The following is a 20,837-nucleotide window of genomic DNA, read 5'->3' as shown; positions in this document are numbered from 1 at the left end:
CTTTACGCGTTTTTCATAATGATAGATTCGATAGTATTGGCAACGTTCTGGCAGCTGTCGGCAATGCCTTCAAGCACTTCATACATTTCTTTATACTTAATAACTTTGATCGGATCTGTTTGAGTTGCAAACAATTCACGCTGTGCTTCACGGTATAAATCGTCACACTTTGATTCGTAATCTTTAATTTTAATAGCATGTTCACGCATATCAAGAAGTTTTTCTCAGATAAAAGGTTAACGGTTAGCAGTATTTCATCAGCGCTTAACTTGATGTACTCAACAAACTTAACCATGTATTGATCAGGGTTTGTGATCGCATAAATGTCAAACAAAGCAGATGATTGCTCAATGCCATCTAAAATATCATCCATGCTCATTGCAAGTGACAAGATATCTTCTCTCTCAATTGGTGTAATAAAAACTTTGTTCAGTTCCATGATAACGGTATGAACGTAAGAGTCACCTTTTGATTCGAGTTGTTTCAGATGATCTGCAAACTCGCGCAAGTCATCTTGGTTCTTGATTTTGAAATCGTGGAAGTAACCAGCAGAGTCTTTTAAGTTGCTGGCAATATCCGTTAGCATGACCATGAACTTATCTTTTTTCTTTGTAAACATAGTACCCTCCAAAAAAATGTCTTTAATCCTTTTTCTTTGTATCTTTTTTTATAATGGACAGCTTTTCTCTGTTAAGCTTTTTACCCATCCAAAACATTATATATAAAGTCGAAAAAAATTGATAGTTTTTGTCGAATTTGTAGGTTTTGTAATTAAAAATTTACAAACTTTTTACAAAAGGGGTATTGCTAATTTTGTTCGAATATTCCTATTGAAAAGGCGGCTTTAAACTGCTTAATCGATGTGTTCTTTTGACTGAAGCTTCCTCATTCATTTAACAAAACAATAGCAAGCCAGTAAAAAAAGAACGGAAAATAATGATCCGTTCTTAAGTCTTCAATATGCAGATGATGTGGTTAAACGGTCTTTAACCATTTGTGCTCGTTTGATGCTTTCCCTTACAATCGGTCCGGTAGATGGGTGAGTAAGAATTTCTTCAGTTGTCAGCCAAAGTACGTTCTCGACCTCATCTTTGCTTTTGGGGTGAGCTTCACCTGATTCGTATTTTGCCAGCATGACGATATCTACAACTTTCTTACCTGAATCCGAGATAAAGGAAGTACTATGGACGTAGTGAAGAGGATTATATATTGTGATACCTACTTCTTCGTATACTTCTCGAATGGCTGTTCGCTCTAGGATATCTGAGGAGTTTCCTTCATCCTCAACTTGACCGCCTACTAGAGAAAGTGCACCAGCGGCATGTTCTTCTTTTAGACTGCGTTGAATAATTAACCATTTATTCTCTTTGTAAACTGCCGCTTCTACATTAACAATAAACATGATTCATCTCCTTAACAACGTGTTTGTGGTTGTGTTTCTTTAGTTATTTTCCGTTGGCATAGACAATCCATAGAAAAACATTTGAAAAATATCTGTAGCCAGCTTTTTACCGTTTTCACCCGTGATCATTGAGATCAGCATGTCGTTATTGAAAAGCTGGATATAAAGCATAATGGATTGCTCAGACAGGTTAGGATTAATCTCTCCATTATTCTGCGCTTCTTTTATTAAGCCGACAATTAATGGAATAGCATATTTGGCCTGAAATTCAGCTAAATATGTTCTTAATTGTTCGTCGTTTAACATCATCTCTTGGATGACTTCAGGATGAATGTTAAGTACCTCTTTTGTCTTATGAAGAATGCTCTTCTTCATTTTTTCTTGAAACGAAAGGTCTTTATTAAATAGTTCTTTATGGAACTCGTATTGTTGTTCAGTAAAGTCTTTAACCACTTCCCGGAACAAAGCTTCTTTGCTGCCAAAGTGATTATAGATGGTCACCTGTGATACACCAGCTTGCTTTGCGATGTCTTCAATTTTAATATCTTTAAATCCTTGTTGTTGGAAAAGGGAAAAAGCAGCTTGCTTAATATCTGCTTTCTTTGTTTCTTACGCCGTTCATATCCGTTCAATTTCCTTCACCTCTTCATTAGAATAAAACATATTTTGAAAAATAACAAATAAGATATTTCAAAAAGTATTGCCATAAAAAGAGAAAAGATATATGATAATTTTGAAATATACGCATATAAATATTTCAAAAAGAGGGTGGGACAATGATTAGAGTAGATGGACTTACAAAAGTATTCACACCAGAAAAAGGATTGTTTGATCTGCATTTTGAAGTGAAAAAAGGTGAAATTTTTGGATATATCGGTCCGAACGGTGCAGGAAAATCAACAACGATTCGCCACTTGATGGGTTTTATGAAACCAGATAGCGGTCATTCATCAATAAATGGATTGGACTGCTGGAAAGATTCCGCTCTGATTCATGAACAAACAGGCTACCTGCCTGGAGAGATTGTGTTTTTAGAGGGAATGACAGGCATGGGCTTTCTGACTCTTATTCAACAAATGAGAAAGCTGAAAGAAACAAAAAGAAGAGACGAACTGATTGAACGGTTTCAGTTGGATGTGAAAACGCCAATTCGTAAGATGTCTAAGGGGATGAAACAAAAGGTAGGTATTATCGCTGCATTCATGCATGAACCTGAAGTGCTTATACTTGATGAACCCACATCGGGGCTTGACCCGCTTATGCAGCGAGTATTTATAGACTTGATTTTAGAAGAAAAACAGAAAAACAAAACCATTCTCATGTCCTCTCACAGTTTTCAGGAAATTGAGCGTACATGTGATTCGGCAGGTATTATTAAGGATGGCAAATTAGTAGCGCTAGAAGATATGCATTCACTCAGAACCGTTCAACGGCGAGTGTTCGAAGTGAAAGTTAGAACGGACGAGGATATGGAGAAAATGATTCAATCCTCACTCTTAACAGAAGTCAGAGGGGACAGAACCGTTCATATTACGGTTCAGGGAAATGACCAGGAATTTATCCAATTGTTAAGTCAATGTGAAGTGCAGCATCTCGATACACGGCCACAGGATTTGGAAGATATTTTTATGCATTATTACGATAGAAGGGAAGTGGCAAGATGAGCTGGCCTCTATACCTTTCAATGATGAAGAGTCACGGGAAGATGCTTGGTGGTTTTATATATGGTGCTGTAGCGTATATCGTACTTATTATTTGGATCTACCCTTCCATTGCCGATATGAAGGGATTTAACGAGATGATCAATGCTTTGCCAGAAGGAATGGGAAAGCTGATCGGAATGGAGAATGGCATTAACTCGTTGTCTGATTATATAGCGGGTGAATTTTACGGCATGCTGTTTTTAATCATTTTGATGGTATATGTGATTTTAACTTCAACTCGTATAATGGCACGCCTTGTTGATCAAGGCTCTATGGCATATTTACTCGCAACACCAAATTCAAGGGCTAAGATTGCTGCAACACAAGCGGCTGTTATGATTACTGGCCTTGGTTTAATCGTTATTTTTACTACTTTAAGCGGTATAGCAGCAAGCGAGTGGCTGATTAGTGGTTATGACTTGGACGTTGCGTCATTTATTAAACTAAATGTTTTGACCTTTCTCATCTTTTCCTGCATTGCGGGTTATTGCTTCTTTATTTCGTCAGTATGCAACGATGAGAAGAGGGCACTTGGAATATCAGCAGGTATCACACTTGTATTCTACATGTTCAACATGGCAGGCAAATTAAGTGAGAAAACAGAATCGCTGTTAAATTTTTCAATCTTTAAATTGTATGATCCCATTAAGATGATCAACAATGAAACAGATGCTTTACTGACGGGTTCTATCCTTACCGTAACAACGATTCTATTGTTTGGAGTAAGCATCATTGTATTCAAGCGAAGAAATTTGCCTTTATAAAGAATTCTAAAACAATAAGTTTCCATGTATAATAAAGTAAATAAATCGTGTCACATTCTTAAAAGTTAAACATACACTGTTAGAGCTAGGAACCGAATATTGGATAGTTTTCAGGCTGCTGTCGTAAAAGACGGCAGCATTTCTGCTTTTTAAGGGTACTTGAGGATGATAGTTATTATCAATACACGGGAGGGATGTTCAGGTGGAACTCTCTGCACGGACTCAACTTATTATGGCAACGACAGCCGGTGTATTCATTCTATCGGCCTGGATGATGGAAAAGTATTCAGAATCCCCTTTTTATGTTCTTTTTTATCTGTTAGCTTTTGTAGTTGGTGGCTACGCGAAAGCGGTGGAGGGGATACAGGAAAGTCTCAAGGAAAAGCAGTTGAATGTAGAGCTCTTGATGATGTTTGCTGCGATCGGATCGGCTGCGATTGGTTATTGGGGTGAAGGAGCTGTCCTTATTCTTATTTTTGCTTATTCTGGTGCATTAGAGATGTACACTCTGCAAAAAAGTGATAGAGAGATTAAAGCGCTCATTTCCTTACAACCTGAAGAAGCCTGGCTCCTATCAGGCGATAAAGAATTTAGGGTGAATGCTTCATCCTTAGAACCAGGCAATATTATAAAAGTTAAACCTGGTGAACGCATAGCTGCGGATGGCATTGTTTTAAAAGGCAGCTCATTTGTAAATGAATCCGCTCTGACAGGAGAACCAATCGCAAAAGAGGTTGGAATATCATCAGCAGTTCTTGCGGGAACTCTTAATCAATCGGGCCTTCTGGAGGTCACGGTTACGAAACACATGAAGAATTCTATTTTTCAAAGAATGATAGACCTTGTGAATAAGGCGCAAAGTGAAGCACCTCCTGTTCAGCGGAAAATAGAAGAATTTGAAACGAAATATGTTCTTTTTGTGCTGTTAGCTGCCGCGCTAACCATATTAGTACCTGGATCAACGGGAATTTGGAGTTATTCTGAATCGTTATACCGCGCGTGCATTCTTTTAGTTGTTGCGTCTCCATGCGCATTAGTCGCTTCCACCATGCCTGCTCTTTTAGCGTCTTTGTCGAACGCAGCTAAGCACGGAATTCTTTTTAAAAGCGGTGTTTTTCTAGAGAAATTAAGTCTGGTTAACGTGATCGCCTTTGATAAAACCGGGACATTAACAAAAGGCAGTCCTTCTGTAAAACTTGCTAAATATGTGCACGGTGCGCTTAAAAGAGAAAACTTGGTTTCTATCATACATGCGATCGAGAAAAATAGTACGCATCCCCTTGCAAAGGCAATTATGGAAAATCTTCAATCAGAGCCAAAGAAATCACCTCAGGATTTGGGTCTTTTTGAAGATGTTCCTGGGAATGGAGTAAGAGCTGTAATAGAGGGAGTCACTTGGAGAATTGGCAGCCGGTGTTGGACGGGAATCTCTGAAAAACAAGAATGCAGGCTATTGTCTGAAGTTGAAGAGGGAGAAGGGGAAGCCGGTCATACCGTTGTATATGTTACTGTCGATGATGAGCTTGCAGCCTATTTTTTAATTGGAGACACCATAAGGGAAGAAACAGTTGAAGCCATTCAAGCTCTTCAGGAGAAACAGATTTTAACGCTTATGCTAACAGGAGATTCAAAACGTGGGGCAGAAGCAATAGGCAGACTGGCAAAGGTAGATAGAGTCGGTTATTCCTGTATGCCTGAAGATAAGGTAAATACAATAAAAAATTGGAAAGAGCGGCAAAATGTTGTAGCGATGATCGGGGATGGGGTGAACGATGCTCCGGCACTTGCTGTTGCTGATGTTGGTGTAGCAATGGGTATGGGAAGTGATGCAGCAATTGAAACAGCAGATGTGGTATTGATGAAAAATGATCTTAGCAAATTGCTTTATGCGATGAAGCTGTCCGAACGACTCTCTAAGATTATTAAGCAAAATATAGCATTTTCAATCGGTGTCATTTTTGCACTGCTTTGTGCCAACTATCTTGAATTTCTTTCTTTGCCGTTTGGAGTGATCGGGCACGAAGGAAGTACGATTTTAGTCATTTTAAATGGGCTCAGACTATTAAAGGGATAAGGAAAAAGCCGGACATCATGTCACGGCTTTTTATTTTATGGCTCTGTTATGTCCTGGTTTCTAAGGAAATCAACAGTACATAGATAATAGAGCTTATTTTTAATAAGAATTTTTGTTAATGTCAGTTTGTTTCTTTTCGTAAGTCGAATCCGTTCCCGTCTTTTGCTGTGTATCGGTTGAATTCATCGTGCGCGGAGTTACAACTGCTTTTGTTTGAGTTTGTGAATTGGTTTGGTAGCTATCTTTTTCAGCTTCTCTCTTTGCTTCATCAATTGCAGATTTTGTTTCACTTTTCGCTTCACTTACCGTGCTCTTTGCTTCTTGCAATTTTTGACGTGCAGAAAAAGAGAGGTTTCCGGATTTTTCTTTAATGGATGCAACCGTGTCTTTTGCGTCCATCTTTCCGAGTTGCGCTTTTAACCTCGTTTCGTCCTTCATTTGCTGTGTGCGCTCTTTTAGCTTAATAGATGAATCACGAAGATCGTTTCTTAACTCATTTCCTTTTTAGGAGCATATAACAAAGCTGCTGCCGCTCCTACAAGACCTCCTACTACGAGTCCCGTAGTAAAACCAGAAGCATTCCCTTTCTTGCTAACGTCCGTATTATAATTGTCACGTGTTTGGAAATCCGAATGTGTGAAAACGGGTTCCGCTGTAGTTGTTGTTGTCGTTGTATCGTTACGCATAGTATCAAATCCTCCTTTTAGTCTGTATACAAAACGTACCCGGATGAAAGAAGAACTAAACCCTTTATCGTTAGCAGGTATAGCATTTCCAACTATAGACATAGAAAAAGCCGGGTGAATTTACACCCGGCTGATTTCTATTTATTTCATTAGCTTTTGAGTTCAGGAAGCATTCGAATTTCCTCATTCATTGCTGATTGACAAATGGGGCATTGCGGTTCTTTTTGCAAAGAATAATCAGCGCGCATCCAGCATGAGCAACCGTCACTCGTACATGCCCATACCTTTGTTTCTACGTCTGGAATCGGCTCTGCGGGTTGTTTTGAAAAAAAGCCATAGATATCCCCCTTTTCTGTTCTACTTATAGTATACGCCTAAAAGAGGAAAAATATGTATCATTTTGATTACATATTTAAAATAGCTTCATTTTGAGCATAAATTTCTTTCGCCCACTGTGCATGAAGTTCCTTAATTTCCTTTGGAGAATGGATGATGATGTTTGTTTTTAATGGCCACAAATATTCAGCAACCTTTTCTATATATGTGACTAAAATATTCCCCGTAAGTCCCTCTGAGCCTTCATTGATTTTATTTATGAATTGATGTAGGAAGGGGTGAGACTTGCAATATGGCAATCCACCTGGCGCAATTTCAGCATCTAGCTTTAAATAACTTCTTGGTGAAATTTCTGCTGCCCAGTTGTGAATCGTAACACTAGAGAAGTCTTTTACTTCCATAGGCTCATAATTAATGACCGCGTTTTGGATGTCTGTAAGTTTGAAAATATGAAAATCCATAAGTGAGTAGCAATAAGCTGGACAGTACCATTCTCCATTTTCGCTATAAATCCCAATCAGCTGAATGTTGCAATACATCTTTTGGTCGTTCATTTGATAGAGAATCGTAACGATTTTCTGTTTGACCGCTGCTTCTAGTAAAATCGGTGCCATGTTGTTCTTAGGGGAAGCGGAAGCCGAACTGAAAGACGTTTTTGAATCTGATCCCTGTTTTCTTTAGCATCTTCTGGCAAATAATGAAGAAGTTTGTTCTCAATGGATTTACTTTGCAACTGAAAAGGGAAAGGATCCTCATTATACGGTTGTAAACTGTAGAGGATGGCAGATGCCTCCAATTCAGTAAATCCAATCGGTGGAAGGATCCGATCGTTCTCAATGCGATAACCGCCATGCGGACCGAATTCTGAAACGATGGGCAATCCCATTTCAGTAAGGTTCAATAGATCACGCTGTATGGTTCTAGTAGATACTCGGAACTCTTCAGCTAATTCTTTTAATGTAAAATGTTTCTTTGAGTTTATGGAAAGTAAAAGTCTTTCCAACCTTTTTATCTTTGACATGTTTGACCCCTATTTTTTGTATTCAAACTTTAGTACTAGTCTTTGTCTGTTATATCGTACGTTTTTACTGAAATGTTAGGGTTTATCCAAATAAAGTCAAAAATAAAATGAATTATAAATTCTGTTGCTTTTGGCTCATTTTGTTATTTCTTGACCATCTTGTAAAGGAAATCAACCACTTACAAGAGCAACAGCCAAATTAAAAGACTCTTTTCTAAAAGGATTGTTGCTTTCAAACCTCATTTTTATTTTCTTCTGTGACAGTTGAATGAAGTGGAAGGTATGAGACTCCTGCCCCGCGAAAAGCGAGCACCTCGAACAGAAATCAACCACGTACAAAGACAAGAAAGTTTAAGAATACAGCCAAATAAAAAACACGTTATTCCAATGGAAAACGTGTTAATTTTCTAGTATGAAAGTTAGTAAAACTAAGCTGCGGTTATTGTTTTAGCAGGATTTTGTTTAATTAGTTCTTAACGATTGAAGAAAGGTGTTCAATACAATGAACCATATCATCTAGCTGCTTTTCCGTCAGCTGGGACATGTACTTCAAAAGCACTCCGTTTCTTTTCTCTTGAATCGCAGTAAATGCTACTAAACCGGTTTCATTTAGCTGCACATATACAATTCTTCGATCCAGGTCAGAGCGATAACGATCGACTAATCCCCGTTTTACGAGACGGTCAATGATAACGGTAGTAGCACTTGCGCGTACTTTCATAGCATCAGCAATCTCAGAAACCGTCCATTTCTCGCGAGTGGAAAGTGTCTTTAGTATTTGGAATTGAGTGGAGGTAATCTCTTCTTCTTCCCAAATCTCAGGCTTTAACACATCCATGATTTCTACAAACGCTTTCTCTATGCGCTCTACATCCATTAATACATTTCTACTATCTGCTACCACTTTCACAGTACTGCCTCCTTAGCTTACATTACTCCTATTTTAATATAAATTTCCGATAAGTTCCATTAAAGTGTAGTATAAAGTATCTAGTTTTTAATGTGTACCCCTGTGCTAGTATTTAAACTATTGAAATATAGATTTAATTTAGAAATAAAAATATTTTTTATAGAGAAAAGAGGAATTTCTTTTCTTTCTATCTAATAAAAAATAGAGAGATAAAGGGGGATGCAAGATGGCACGAATTGCATGGATTACGGATAGTACAAGCTGTATTACTCAAGAAGAAGCTAAGAAACTAGGTATTCATATTATTCCGGTATCAATTATCATGGAAAACCAAATATATAAAGATGGTGTTGATATAACGCCAGATGAATTTTATTCAAAATTAGAAACCGTTACAGAACTGCCTAAAACAAGCCAGCCTACGGTTGGTGAGTTTTCCGATTTTTACGAAGTTCTTAAACACGATTATGATTGCGGAATCGCCATACACGTTTCTGAGAAGTTTAGCGGAACAATCAATGGTTCTAGACTTGGTGCGGAAATGGCTGATTTTCCGGTGCATATTGTTGACTCTAAAATAATATCCGAATCAATGAAACAGCTTCTATTAAAAGGAATGAAGCTCGAGGAACAAGGATTAGAAGCAGAAGAAATAGCTTCAATGCTTCGCGAAACAGCAAATCACGTAAAAGGCTATGTGTGTATCGGAAGTCTAGAACAGTTAAGGAAAGGCGGAAGGTTATCAGGAGCAAGTTTCCTAGTAGGAAATCTTCTGCAGATTAAACCAATCCTTACCTTTGACGACGGTTCACTCGTTCCTTTTGAAAAAATCAGAACACTTAAAAAGGCAGAGTCGCGTGTTCTGGCTTTGTTTGAAGAAGCTGCTAAACAAAACGGCGCTTATGGGGCGAGTGTGGTATACAGCGGATCTTCGGAGAAAGCTGAAGAATGGCTTTATCTATTAAGAGAAAAATATCCGAACATCACATTCAACTTAGGGCAGCTGAGCCCCGCGGTCGGAGTGCATGTGGGAGCAGGAACGCTAGGTATTCTTTGGTTTGAGGAATAGGGGTCTGACCCCATACAAATACAAAAACAGCAAAAATGTCCATCTCAAATGGACATTTTTGCTGTTTTAAGAACTGAAAGTTTTTATGCTTTTATGCTTTTTTGCGCAGCGCAGTGTAGATCAAAACAATCCATAACAGAAGAAGTGGCAACAGATAATTCCATTCGGCAAATAGCTCAATGGAATAAAATTCTTTTAGAATTGTCCGCAAATTCGTCAGAATGATCAACCCGCCTGCTAATACTCCTAACAATGCAGGTTTTAAATGTCTTACTAACCAAGCGGCAAAAGGTGCTGCTATAATTCCGCCTAGCATCATCGCTAATACAACTTGCCAATACAATGTTTCCCATCCTATAAACAGAAAGAAACCGATTGAAGCGGACAGGGAAACCGCAAACTCACTAAAATTCACTGAGCCAATGGCCTTGCTAGGAGTAAGGTCTCTGCGTGTAAGCAATAGAGGGGTAGTGATCGGTCCCCAGCCTCCTCCGCCAGTTGCATCCATAAATCCCGCGATCAGTCCTACAGGCTGGTACATTTTTTCTTTATACCCACCCTCTGACTTTTCAACATCTTTCCCAGTGTTTACTTTCAAAAGCAAAAAACGAAACAAAACATAAAAACCAAGTCCTAACAAAAATAACGAGATATACGGTTTAATGATAGAAGAGGGAATGTAGCTTAAAAAAGCAGCCCCTAAGAAGGCGCCAATTGCCCCAGGGAGAACTAGCTTTTTTACTATTTTCATATCAACATTGCCAAATTTAAAATGTGAGTAACCAGAAACGGCGGATGTAACCACTTCTGATAGATGAACGGAAGCAGATGCAATTGCAGGAGAGAAGCCGACTACTAAAAGAAGAGTAGTAGAAGTTACGCCATATGCCATGCCAAGCGAACCGTCGATGAGCTGAGCGACGAGGCCGATTAAAGCCAGAACTATTATTTTTTTCACAGATTGTCCTCCAATAAAAGATATCTTATAGATTATGTGGACAATGCGTGAATGGTTTAGGTCAAATGGTTAGGGTTTAAGAATTTTTGTGAGATATTAAGTTAAAAACTGAACTGAAATAATTGTTTTTTTGTTCATTTTTCGATAAGGTAATAGACAGTGTAACAAGTAGAGGTTAAGAGCCTTTATTTTGTGGAATAATACAAACAGTATAAATACATAAAATGGAGTGATATGAACAATGGAAATCGGTTTAATAGGCCTTGGTAAAATGGGCTTTAATATGGCGCTAAACATGAATGACAAAGGGTACACGGTTTTCGCTACAGATGTTAACAAAGACACGGTAAAAGAAATTTCTTCTGAAGGCGTGAAAGGTGTAGACTCGATCGAAGAGCTTGCTAATTCGTTTACTGGAAGAAAAGCGGTTATTCTTTTAGTTCCTGCTGGTGAAATTGTTGATCAAGTCATCAATCAATTGAAACCACATCTAACAGAAGGCGATATTATCGTAGATGCTGGTAACTCCATGTACAAACATACTCTTCGCCGTTACGAAGAGCTTAAAACATCAGGCATTCACTTGGTTGATGTAGGTACGAGCGGTGGAACAGACGGTGCTCGTTACGGTCTTTGTGCGATGATGGGCGGAGATGACGATGCAGTAAATTACCTTGCTCCTCTATACGAAAAAATTTGTGTGGAAAAAGGATTTTTAATCACAGGACGTGCTGGATCTGGTCACTTCTTGAAAATGGTTCATAACGGAATTGAGTACGGTATGATGCAAGCGATCGGTGAAGGATTCGAGATTCTTGATAAAAGTGATTTCGATTATGACTATGAGGCGGTTTCAAGAGTATGGAACAATGGATCCGTTATCCGCAGCTGGCTTATTGAACTTATGGAAAATGCATTCAGCAAACAGCCTAAACTTGAAGATATTCGCGGTGTAATGAACTCTTCAGGAGAAGGGATCTGGACAGTTGAAGCTGCACTTGATTACCAAGCGTCAGCTCCAGTTATCGCACTTTCCCAATTCATGCGATTCCGTTCTTTAGAAGACGACACGTTCCACGGAAAAGTAGTTGCTGCACTTCGTAACGAATTCGGTGGACATGCAGTAGTGAAAAAATAATAACTGACTCATAAAGACCTCTTTGCTTGTGTTCTTGAGCGGGGGTCTTTCATTATTTTATTGTGTTCCAACATATACTAGTAATAAAGAGATAGGGATAGGAGTTTTGATAATGGAAGAAAAGTATGTTCGTGAATCTCGAACGGTTAAATCATCTGTTGTACTTCCACCAGATACAAACAATCATGGAACCTTATTTGGCGGGAAACTGATGGCTTACATTGATGACGTAGCAGCCATTTCAGCCATTCGTCATGCACGAAAAAATGTCGTAACCGCCTCGACTGATTCTGTTGATTTCTTACAGCCGATTAAAGAGGGACATTCCGTTTGTTTGGAGTCGTTTGTAACGTGGACAAAAACCACCTCAATGGAAGTATTTGTTAAGGTGATCGCAGAAAACTTATTGTCTGGAGAACGCAAAGTCTGTGCGGTTTCTTTTTAACATTTGTCGCATTAGATGAGGAAGGAAAACCGACACCAGTACCAAAAGCCATACCTGAAACAGCAGAAGAGAAGTGGCTTAACGAACATGCTCCTGAACGAGCGGTTGCGAGGAAAAACGGCGTGAAGAAAGCAAGAAGCTAGCAAAAGAGTTTGGTGTGAAAAAGCCTTGGGATCCGATGTGAGCATAAAGATATATTTTTGAAAAATTGCAGGTGTTAAGATTCGCATTTTGAAAATAAGATGCTATAATAAAATTAACCTTTTTCCAGCCAGGGATACAGAACCCTGGCATTAAAACTGTTATTTGTTAGAGCCCCTAATCGTTTCGATTGATGAAAACGATTAGGGGCTTTTTTGCATTTTCAGAAAAAATATTTTGTCTGCGCGAAAATTTTCTACGAAGCAAAAAGCTTAGGCGGAAAGTATAAGTAAGCCTAAGACTGACGCGAAGGGGCTAGGCATCAGCCAAGTTTCCCTTAATGTTTTTTACATAACCAATGTGAGTTCCGCAAATGCTATGAAAAGTATGGTAAAAAGGCGGTTGGTTATGCGGAACAGAAGAAAACGCCCAATGATTAAAACATATAAGAAGTTATCAGATATGGTTGCCGAAAAAACCTTGGCGAAGCATCTTCTCTCCAAACTAAAACCCGTTCAGAAGGAATTCAAGCCCAAGAACAAAAACCAGCAGAAAAAGAAGGAGAGCTCAGTCCAGTTTCACAGGTTACGGTTGACAGCGTAAAAAAAGCCTGGGTAACCCGGTGGATTTAATCGTAAGAGAGTTTGAGTTTGAACTTCAACAAAAAGTTACAGCCACTCTCTTGTTTTTAGAAGAGATGAATGACTCTCAACAGTTAAATGAGTTCATATTAGCACCTTTAATGTCCTTAACTTCTGACAAGCAATCATCTCCAGTTCCCGTTAGTCATGCATTGCACTACATTAAACAAAACGCTGTTGCTTTAGGAAGAGTTTTGGATGTAGAGACAGAAGAGGAACTGTTGGAAGCCCTTCTTTCTGGTTTTAGCGTCCTATTAGTTGAAGGTAATACAAAAGGTCTTAAGATGGGGACAACGGGCGGCAAGATGAGAGGGATTGAAGAGCCTACATCTGAGGTCGTAATTCGAGGTCCAAAAGATTCGTTTACCGAGTCTTTAAAAACGAACATTTCTTTAATCAGAAGAAGAGTACGCTCTCCAGATTTAAGAGTGGAAAAATATAAAATTGGAGAGGTAACTCATACGGATGTAGTAATTGTTTATTTAGAAAATATCGCTAATCCGCTCTTAATAAAAGAAATAAAAGAGAGGATTAAAGAGGTAAAGACAGACGGGCTGCTAGAGTCTGGTCAGCTCGAAGAATTTATTCAAGATGAGACTGTAACCGTTTTTCCTCAGTTTATGAATACGGAAAGACCAGATGTTGTCATCGGTAACCTGCTTGAAGGACGTGTGGGAATCATGGTTAACGGAACCCCTTTTTCGTTAATTGCACCTACACAATTTATTCAATTTTTTCAGTCATCTGAAGATTATTATATGAGGTATGACATCAGTACCTTTCTACGTTTATTAAGATTTTCGGTATTCCTTATTTCTTTAATCGCACCATCAATCTACATCGCGCTAACAACATTCCATCAAGCGATGATTCCGACAACCCTTCTTTTTGGTATCGCTGCTCAGCGTGAAGGTGTTCCGTTTCCAGCGATAGCTGAGGCATTAGTCATGGAGATCACGTTTGAAATATTGCGTGAGGCTGGAATCAGGATGCCGCGTGCTGTTGGTGTTGCGGTGTCAATTGTAGGTGCACTCGTATTGGGACAAGCGGCCGTGCAGGCAGGGCTTGTTTCACCTGCAATGGTAATTGTAGTAGGAATTACGGCAGTTGCTAGTTTTGCTATTCCATCCTTTGCGGTTGCAACTTCAGCCCGGTTATTGCGATTTCCGTTAATGATCATTTCATCGGTATTTGGCTTTTATGGATTGACACTTGCCTTAATCGTTATTATCGCTCATTTAACGAGTCTTAGATCTTTCGGTTATCCGTATTTGAGTCCGTTTGCGCCAATGCAAACACAGGATTTGAAAGACAGTCTCTTTCGCTTTCCCATTACAAAGCTGTTTAAACGGCCAGAAAAGCTGGCAAAGAAAAACCAAACTCGTACCCAGCCTTATCAAATAAAGAAAAAAGAGAGGAGGAGACAACAAGGTGAAACTTTTAAAGAGTTGTCTTCCTCTTGCAATCTGTCTTTTGTTTTTAACAGGATGCTGGGACCAAAATGAACTGGACGAACTTTCAATCGTTATGGGTATCGGAATTAATATTGATAAAAAAGGTGATCTCATCGTTACTTATCAAGTGGTGAACCCTACAGAAGTGGCTCCTGGCATTACAGGTGCAGGAGGCGGAAAACAGCCTGTTTTTACGGTATATGAAGCAAAAGGCCGTAACTTAATGGAGGCAACTAGAAAAGCAACAAAGCAAACCTCAAGACGCTTATTTTTTGCGCATGCAAGGATGCTTGTTTTTAGCGAAAAACTCGCGAAAGACAGTATTTATCAAGCACTGGACATGATCTCACGAGATCCTGAAGTACGATCTACGATTCAAGTTCTAATAGCTAGAGAAACAACACCGTCAAAAATTCTGCGTACTTTTACAGCAATTGATAAAGTAACGTCTGATGAAGTAGCTACCATTCTGAAGATCTCTGAAAAAATTGGGGAGAAAATATGCAACAGGATATTAACGAAGTACTTCAATCGATTATTAATGAAGGCGGGGAGCCCCTCATTAATGGTATTCGGCTAACCGGTGATAAAGAATTGGCGGTCACTGCCCAAAACTATGAGGTGGGAGACCCGGCCAGGATTCAGTTATCAGGAATGGGAGTTTTTAAAGACGGTAAGTTAAAAGGATGGATTGACGGTCCAGAAGCAAGAGGCATTCTCTGGATTAAAGGGAAGCTTGTCAGTTCTGCAATAACGGTTCCTTGTCAGGGGAACAAAAATGGGTATTCAATCGAAGTTGTCCGCTCTAACACTGAACTTTCGGCAAATACGAAAAGCAAGCAGCCTTCCATAAACATAGATGTGTACCCAGAAGCTAATATCGCTGAAGCGAATTGTGCTGTGAATTTAGAGAAACCTTCTGCGATTCATAAGATTGAAAAGGACTTTAATGCTGTTATTGAAAAAGAAATAAACAAAACGATTGAAGCTGCACAAAACTTTGACAGCGATGTATTAGGATTTGGAGAATTATTATATCGGGAAAATCCAAAGAAGTGGCGACAAGTTTATAAAAAAGAATACAAACAAATTTTCCCGAAGCTGAAAGTGAACGTACATGTAGATTCACGTTTAAGAAGATCGGGGATTCGAACATCACCGTTTTTATTTGAAGAAAAGAAAGAGGCTCCAAAATGAAAACGTATAAGATAGATATTCAGCAATATTTTATCATCATCGTTTTGTTTGAACTAGGCAGTGCAATTCTTGTAGGTCTCGGAATGGATGCAGGAAGAGATGCCTGGTTTGCCATCCTGCTCGGCATGATATGTGGGATGGTTCTCTTTTTAGGTTATATCTTTTTGTACAATCAATTTCCGCAGATGTCATTAACACAATATCTTCAAGTTTTATTTGGTAAGTATGTAGGAAAAATTTTTGGTTTCTGTTATTTGATGTATTTTATGTACTTGGCTACAAGGGTACTGCGTGACTTTGGGAGTCTTCTATTATCTGCCGTGTTTGTCCAGACACCTATCATTGTTGTAAATACATTAATGATAGCGACAATCGTATACGTTTTAAAATTAGGATTTGAGGTACTTGTAAGAACAGGTGAAATTATTTTTTCACTTGTCGTCTTTTTAGGAGTGTCATTGGCCATTCTCGTATTATCAGCAGATTTAATGGAATACAATTATTTGCTTCCGGTTCTAGGAAAAGGTTTTATGCCTGTTTTAAAGGCTGCTTTTCCTGTAACACCTACGTTTCCTTTTGGAGAAATGGTTGTTTTTACGATGCTGTTTCCCTATTTGAAAACAACGAAGAAAAGCAAGGCTTTAACAGTAGGCTTAGTCGCCATGGCAGTAAGCGGGATAATTTTGAGTGCGACAGTTGCTATGGATATTGCGATCCTTGGAGGACATGTTGCAACTCATGTCTATTTTCCGTTACTTGCAGCTGTAGCGAAAATAAATCTTGGAGAATTTATTCAGAGGATGGATGCATTGGTCGTCTTCACCCTGATTATTGGAGGTTTTTTTAAGATCTCCGTCTTTTTCTACGTAGCTGTTAAAGCGGCACAAGATGTTTTTGGTGTAAAGGATGAAAGGAAATTGATCGGACCGATTGGAATCGTACTAATTCTTTCTTCCATCATTATTGCAGCAAATTATGTGGAACATATTACGGAAGGGTTGAAAATAGTTCCGTATTATATTCACATTCCGTTTCAGGTCGTCTTGCCAGCCTTGTTCATCTTTGTATTCTTGGTGAGAAGGAAGAAACTTAAGCATTTTGCTTCTTCTCCATCCACTTCGACAAAATAAAGGTTAAGATCGGCAAAATAATCAAAGCAGCGACAAGGGTATATTCCACTTTATCTACATAGCGAAAGAAAGAAAAATAGAAGTTCTGAGCACGTTGATCGGTGTCGTGCCCATAAACCAGTCAATGCTTAACATTAATGAGATCATGCTGAAAAGCAGTATAATGTAAATGATTACAGGATTTTTCAAATGATATCGCCTCCTGTGTATAGTTTTCACTGTATTGCTTTCCTTATCCAATCATGAAATGAGGTGTTGGGTTATGTGTGGTAGATATATGCTCTATTACGACAAAGACTTGATCATTGATGCTTTTAATTTAGTGAATGAATTTGATTATGAAGAACGTTACAACATTGCTCCTAGCCAAAATATCCTTGCAATCGTAAAAAGCAACAACGGCAACCGGGCAGGTTATATGAAATGGGGACTCATACCGAAATGGGCCAATGACCCGAAAATAGGAAATAAACTTATTAATGCTAGAAGCGAAACGGTTGATGAGAAACCAAGCTTTAAAGAATCTTTTACCAAAGAAGATGCCTGATCCCAGCAAGCGGATTTTACGAATGGGTTAAAGAAGGAAACAAAAAACAGCCTTATCAGTTTTCTTTGGAGCACAAAAAGCCGTTTGCATTTGCGGGTATCTGGTCTAGGTGGGCAGGTGAGGTGAATGGAGATGAAGAGGAAAGAATAACGTGTTCAATTCTTACGAAAGCATCCAATTCTTCAATGGAAAATTACCATCATCGTATGCCTGTTATGCTAAAGCCAGAAGAAGGGGACGCTTGGCTTGATCGGTCAGCCGAAAAGGAGGACTTGCTATCTATTCTGCAGAAAAATGATCCGGAACTATTTGTAGAACAAGTTTCAATAAATCTGAATGTGAATACGAGATAAGCTGACTTTTTCAGTGGTTAACCAGCCATAGAGAGATGTCGGCTGTTTTTTTATTCAAGAAGTGGTAAAAGAGAACTAGTTTGTAAATTTATTGTAAGTCTTTCTAACTGTTTTAACATAAAACTAACATTATCATCGACAGAATTGTGTTATATTTTTCATGAATTGACGAAGTTTTACATACTAAAAGTTAGGTAGGTGGACCGATGTGTTCATGAAAATGACGAAAAAACTCACAAATATAGGTATCATGTTAGCGATGGTGCTTAGCATGATTCTTCCATTGCAGCAAACCGCTTCAGCAGCTGACGTTCTTACGGTTAGTGAGGCGATTGCTAATAACAGCGGGACAGGCAAGACTGTTGAAGGGTATATTGTTGGTGTGGTGAAAGGGAATAATAGCTATCAACATACTGGACCTTTCACAATTGATACGAATCTTGCCCTTGCAGATTCTCCAACTGAAACAGATAAAGCAAAGATTTTACCAGTTCAATTGCCAGCTGGTGCTGTCAGAAGTGCATTGAATCTAAAAACTACTCCTGAAAATTTGGGGAAAAAGATTCAAATTACAGGAACACTTGATACTTACTTCACTGTACCTGGACATAAAAGTGCAACTTCTTTTACTTTTGTCGACGGAACTCCTCCTGAACCACAAGTTGAAGATGTTACTGCATCACTAAAAGGTGGAATTGTTTCAAAAGGAACTAGTGTTTCTCTTGCAACTGCAACACTAGATGCAACAATTTATTACACATTGGATGGATCTACTCCATCTGAAGATAGCACTCGTTACACGGCACCAATTGTGATTAATGAAGACGTAACGATTAAAGCGATCGCGATTAAAGATGGTCTTAAAAACAGCGGAATCGCTACATTCAACTACCAAGTAGCATTATCTGGACTTCGTATCCATGACATCCAAGGAGCTAGTCACCAATCACCGGTTGCTAATAAAGCCGTTGAAGGTGTAGAAGGGATCGTTACAAAAGTAGTCGATGCTAACAACTTATACATGCAAGATCTCGAGCCAGATGCAGATTCAAAAACTTCAGAAGGTGTACTTGTTTATAAAAAAGCACACGGACAAGAAGTAGGAAATCTAATTACGGTAAACGGACTTGTTAAAGAGTGGGTGCTTGAAGGGTACTCGGATAAATTAAAAACTGATTTAGCTGTAACGGAGATTAATGCTGATACAGGAAACATCACACTAAAAGCTGAAGGACAAGAACTTCCTGAATCAACAGTAATTGGAATGTTCGGTCTGCAACAGCCAACACAAGCAATTGATAACGATAAATTTGCAGAATTCGATCCACAAGAAGATGGAATTGATTTTTATGAAAGCTTAGAAGGTATGCTTGTTGAAATTAACAATCCAGCTGTTATTGCACCGCAAAAGTATGGTGAACTTGTTGTTCTTCCAGATCGCGGCAAATACAGCAGACTTAATTCTGCTGGCGGATTAAATATTACTGAATTTGATTACAATCCTGAACGTATTTTCGTAGATATGGGTGACGAAGGTTTTGTTGCCAAATCAGGTGATTATTTTGAAGGTGCGATTACTGGTGTTGTAAGCTATGGTTTTAGCAACTATAAAGTATTAACGGATGTTGAAGATTTTCCAACTTTTGTTGAAGGTAATACCGAACGTGAAATCACTCGTATACACGAAAAACATAAAGAACTTACCATTGCGAGCTTTAACGTAGAAAACTTTTCAGCGAATGAAAAGGGAACTTCAGATGAAAAAGTCAGCAGAATAGCTGGATCAATTGTAAATAACTTGAAGTCTCCTGATATTGTAGGTCTTGTAGAAATGCAAGATGGGAACGGTTCTAATAATGATGGGACTACAGATGCGAAAGAAAGCGCCGACCGACTAATTGCTGAGATTACAGCTCAAGGCGGACCAGAATATGTTTACACAGATATTGCTCCTGAAAATAATCAAGACGGCGGACAGCCAGGAGGTAACATCCGTGTAGGATTTATCTATAATCCTGATCGCGTTTCCCTTGCTGAAGGTACAAAAGGAACTTCAACACAAGCTGTTGATTACGAGGATGGCAAGCTTACGCTAAACCCAGGACGCATTGATCCAATGAATCCTGCTTTTGAAGACAGCCGTAAGCCGGTAGCTGCACAATTCGAATTTAATGGTGAGAGTGTAATTGTTGTTGCTAACCACTTTAACTCAAAAGGCGGAGATCAACCGTTATTCGGTAAGAACCAGCCTCCTGTTTTAGGAAGTGAAGTTCAGCGTAAGGAAATTTCAGCAATCGTAAACGGTTTTGTTAAGGATGTAAAAGAAGAAGACAAGAATGCAAAAGTAGTTCTTCTTGGAGACTTCAACGATTTTGAATTCACAGATTCACTTGAACTATTAAAAGGTCAAGAACTAACAAACATGATTGAAAAAGTGCCGTTTAATGAGCGTTTCACTTACTCTTACCAAGGTAACGCGCAAGTACTTGATCATATTCTAGTAACGAACAACATGGCAAAGAAAACAAAGGTTGATATTGTTCACATCAATTCACAGTTCATGGAAGAACATGGACGTGCAAGTGATCATGATCCTGTTTTGATTCAAGTGAAGCTCGATAAAGTAAAATAAATATCCAAGAAGAAGCTGGCTCGAATTTGTGGAATAACCACATAAATAAGCCAGCTTTTTCTTTTTTATGTTAAATCAAGCTGTTTTCAGGTGTAAACAGCTCTTCTATAGGTGGAATTGAGCATTTTATCGGTGGAAATCGTATGTTAAGAGGTGAGCGTGTAATGAATAATAGAACACGGACCGTAAAAATCAATAAATACGAAAAGGACTGACTCCATGGAGTACAGTCCATT

At 38.8% G+C, this 20,837-nt stretch carries 20 protein-coding genes and 3 pseudogenes; 12 read left to right on the top strand and 11 right to left on the bottom strand.

Going from position 1 to position 20,837, the window contains the following annotated elements; translation table 11 throughout:
• Window positions 1-2: 2 nt before the first annotated feature.
• The 3 genes and pseudogenes from ACEWFH_RS15335 to ACEWFH_RS15325 form a co-directional block, all read right to left on the bottom strand.
• A pseudogene (locus ACEWFH_RS15335) lies at window positions 3-619 on the bottom strand (DUF47 domain-containing protein).
• A gap of 336 nt (window positions 620-955) precedes the next feature.
• A complete protein-coding gene (locus ACEWFH_RS15330; RefSeq protein WP_473724675.1) occupies window positions 956-1,402 on the bottom strand; it encodes an NUDIX hydrolase in 447 nt (148 codons plus the stop codon).
• Between the two features lie 39 nt (window positions 1,403-1,441).
• On the bottom strand, window positions 1,442-1,903 hold the full coding sequence (locus ACEWFH_RS15325; RefSeq protein ID WP_473724674.1) for a TetR/AcrR family transcriptional regulator: 462 nt from the start codon (window positions 1,901-1,903) through the stop codon (window positions 1,442-1,444).
• A 275-nt stretch (window positions 1,904-2,178) separates the two neighbouring features.
• Here ACEWFH_RS15325 and ACEWFH_RS15320 point away from each other — a divergent pair, with 275 nt between their 5' ends.
• The 3 genes from ACEWFH_RS15320 to ACEWFH_RS15310 all read left to right on the top strand — a co-directional run bounded on the left by ACEWFH_RS15320 (window position 2,179) and on the right by ACEWFH_RS15310 (window position 5,943).
• A complete protein-coding gene (locus ACEWFH_RS15320; RefSeq protein ID WP_473724673.1) occupies window positions 2,179-3,066 on the top strand; it encodes an ABC transporter ATP-binding protein in 888 nt (295 codons plus the stop codon).
• Window positions 3,063-3,869: an ABC transporter permease gene (locus tag ACEWFH_RS15315; protein WP_473724672.1), complete on the top strand. Its 807-nt coding sequence runs from the start codon at window positions 3,063-3,065 to the stop codon at window positions 3,867-3,869. Before ACEWFH_RS15320 ends, ACEWFH_RS15315 begins: the two co-directional genes overlap by 4 nt.
• Window positions 3,870-4,071: 202 nt before the next feature.
• A complete protein-coding gene (locus ACEWFH_RS15310) occupies window positions 4,072-5,943 on the top strand; it encodes a heavy metal translocating P-type ATPase (protein WP_473724671.1) in 1,872 nt (623 codons plus the stop codon).
• Window positions 5,944-6,042: 99 nt separating this feature from the next.
• Here ACEWFH_RS15310 and ACEWFH_RS15305 read toward each other — a convergent pair whose 3' ends face one another.
• The 6 genes from ACEWFH_RS15305 to ACEWFH_RS15280 form a co-directional block, all read right to left on the bottom strand.
• A complete protein-coding gene (locus ACEWFH_RS15305) occupies window positions 6,043-6,381 on the bottom strand; it encodes a hypothetical protein (RefSeq protein WP_473724670.1) in 339 nt (112 codons plus the stop codon).
• Between the two features lie 50 nt (window positions 6,382-6,431).
• The gene (locus tag ACEWFH_RS15300; protein WP_473724669.1) at window positions 6,432-6,629 is read right to left on the bottom strand and encodes a hypothetical protein; all 198 of its coding nucleotides are present in this window, start codon (window positions 6,627-6,629) and stop codon (window positions 6,432-6,434) included.
• 149 nt (window positions 6,630-6,778) lie between these two features.
• The gene (locus ACEWFH_RS15295; protein ID WP_394603597.1) at window positions 6,779-6,970 is read right to left on the bottom strand and encodes a cold-shock protein; all 192 of its coding nucleotides are present in this window, start codon (window positions 6,968-6,970) and stop codon (window positions 6,779-6,781) included.
• A 63-nt stretch (window positions 6,971-7,033) separates the two neighbouring features.
• Complete coding sequence (locus tag ACEWFH_RS15290) at window positions 7,034-7,579, bottom strand: WYL domain-containing protein (protein ID WP_473724668.1); 546 nt, start codon at window positions 7,577-7,579, stop codon at window positions 7,034-7,036.
• Window positions 7,561-7,986 (bottom strand): helix-turn-helix transcriptional regulator, encoded by a 426-nt coding sequence (locus ACEWFH_RS15285; RefSeq protein WP_473724667.1) that lies wholly within the window; start codon window positions 7,984-7,986, stop codon window positions 7,561-7,563. The genes ACEWFH_RS15290 and ACEWFH_RS15285 overlap by 19 nt, the downstream gene beginning before the upstream one ends.
• Before the next feature lie 466 nt (window positions 7,987-8,452).
• Window positions 8,453-8,896: a MarR family winged helix-turn-helix transcriptional regulator gene (locus tag ACEWFH_RS15280; protein WP_473724666.1), complete on the bottom strand. Its 444-nt coding sequence runs from the start codon at window positions 8,894-8,896 to the stop codon at window positions 8,453-8,455.
• Between the two features lie 226 nt (window positions 8,897-9,122).
• On the opposite strand from ACEWFH_RS15280, the gene ACEWFH_RS15275 reads away from it, so the two are divergent.
• Window positions 9,123-9,965, top strand: coding sequence for a DegV family protein (locus ACEWFH_RS15275; protein WP_473724665.1), 843 nt, complete (start codon window positions 9,123-9,125; stop codon window positions 9,963-9,965).
• A 91-nt stretch (window positions 9,966-10,056) separates the two neighbouring features.
• Here the strand turns inward: ACEWFH_RS15275 and ACEWFH_RS15270 are convergent, their stop codons facing one another.
• Complete coding sequence (locus tag ACEWFH_RS15270) at window positions 10,057-10,923, bottom strand: sulfite exporter TauE/SafE family protein (RefSeq protein WP_473724664.1); 867 nt, start codon at window positions 10,921-10,923, stop codon at window positions 10,057-10,059.
• A gap of 241 nt (window positions 10,924-11,164) precedes the next feature.
• Here ACEWFH_RS15270 and gnd point away from each other — a divergent pair, with 241 nt between their 5' ends.
• The 6 genes and pseudogenes from gnd (at window position 11,165) to ACEWFH_RS15240 (ending at window position 17,069) form a co-directional block, all read left to right on the top strand.
• A complete protein-coding gene (gnd, locus tag ACEWFH_RS15265; protein ID WP_473724663.1) occupies window positions 11,165-12,061 on the top strand; it encodes a phosphogluconate dehydrogenase (NAD(+)-dependent, decarboxylating) in 897 nt (298 codons plus the stop codon).
• A 112-nt stretch (window positions 12,062-12,173) separates the two neighbouring features.
• Window positions 12,174-12,690: pseudogene (locus ACEWFH_RS15260) on the top strand (acyl-CoA thioesterase).
• A gap of 579 nt (window positions 12,691-13,269) precedes the next feature.
• Window positions 13,270-14,793, top strand: a complete 1,524-nt coding sequence (locus ACEWFH_RS15255; protein WP_473724662.1) for a spore germination protein — start codon at window positions 13,270-13,272, stop codon at window positions 14,791-14,793.
• Complete coding sequence (locus tag ACEWFH_RS15250; protein WP_473724661.1) at window positions 14,720-15,322, top strand: Ger(x)C family spore germination protein; 603 nt, start codon at window positions 14,720-14,722, stop codon at window positions 15,320-15,322. Before ACEWFH_RS15255 ends, ACEWFH_RS15250 begins: the two co-directional genes overlap by 74 nt.
• Entirely contained in the window at window positions 15,244-15,939 is a 696-nt protein-coding gene (locus ACEWFH_RS15245; RefSeq protein ID WP_473724660.1) for a Ger(x)C family spore germination protein, read from the top strand. The genes ACEWFH_RS15250 and ACEWFH_RS15245 overlap by 79 nt, the downstream gene beginning before the upstream one ends.
• On the top strand, window positions 15,936-17,069 hold the full coding sequence (locus ACEWFH_RS15240) for a GerAB/ArcD/ProY family transporter (protein ID WP_473724659.1): 1,134 nt from the start codon (window positions 15,936-15,938) through the stop codon (window positions 17,067-17,069). The genes ACEWFH_RS15245 and ACEWFH_RS15240 overlap by 4 nt, the downstream gene beginning before the upstream one ends.
• Before the next feature lie 54 nt (window positions 17,070-17,123).
• Here the strand turns inward: ACEWFH_RS15240 and ACEWFH_RS15235 are convergent, their stop codons facing one another.
• A complete protein-coding gene (locus tag ACEWFH_RS15235) occupies window positions 17,124-17,258 on the bottom strand; it encodes a YczF family membrane protein (RefSeq protein ID WP_473724658.1) in 135 nt (44 codons plus the stop codon).
• Window positions 17,259-17,316: 58 nt separating this feature from the next.
• Here ACEWFH_RS15235 and ACEWFH_RS15230 point away from each other — a divergent pair.
• A pseudogene (locus ACEWFH_RS15230) lies at window positions 17,317-17,969 on the top strand (SOS response-associated peptidase).
• 214 nt (window positions 17,970-18,183) lie between these two features.
• Window positions 18,184-20,601: a DUF6359 domain-containing protein gene (locus ACEWFH_RS15225; protein WP_473724657.1), complete on the top strand. Its 2,418-nt coding sequence runs from the start codon at window positions 18,184-18,186 to the stop codon at window positions 20,599-20,601.
• The last annotated feature ends 236 nt before the right edge of the window (window positions 20,602-20,837 follow it).

Source organism: Fictibacillus sp. EA-CB0309, from assembly GCF_055814265.1.
The sequence above is the reverse complement of the archived record's forward strand: the minus strand, read 5'-3'. Positions and strand labels throughout refer to the sequence as shown.